Origin of the sequence: Anaerococcus lactolyticus ATCC 51172 (genome assembly GCF_000156575.1) — a bacterium.
Lineage (GTDB): Bacteria > Bacillota > Clostridia > Tissierellales > Peptoniphilaceae > Anaerococcus > Anaerococcus lactolyticus.
This window is the reverse complement of sequence record NZ_GG666133.1, coordinates 1-241: the sequence shown is the minus strand read 5'-3', so window position 1 is coordinate 241 and position 241 is coordinate 1. Positions and strand designations below refer to the sequence as shown.

Below are 241 nucleotides of genomic sequence, written 5' to 3'. Positions count from 1 at the left end.
CGGCTGGCTATCGATGCGCTGGAAGCGCGCGTCCACTCCAGCGGCCTTGAGGCTGTTGGCCAGGCTGTCGGCGGCCTCGTCGCGGCCGGTGACGCCGACCAGCAAGGCCTGCGCGCCCAGCGCGGCGATGTTCAGCGCGACGTTGGCGGCGCCGCCGGGGCGGTCCTCGTGCTGTTCGACGCGGACCACCGGCACCGGGGCCTCCGGCGAAATGCGCGAAGTCGCGCCATGCCAGTAGCGG

The 241-nt window shown here is 73.9% G+C and carries 1 protein-coding gene; it reads right to left on the bottom strand.

Translation table 11 applies throughout. The features are described from left to right. Window positions 1-241: PfkB family carbohydrate kinase (locus tag HMPREF0072_RS11525; protein WP_004830709.1), on the bottom strand; the 241-nt coding region annotated here is incomplete at both ends.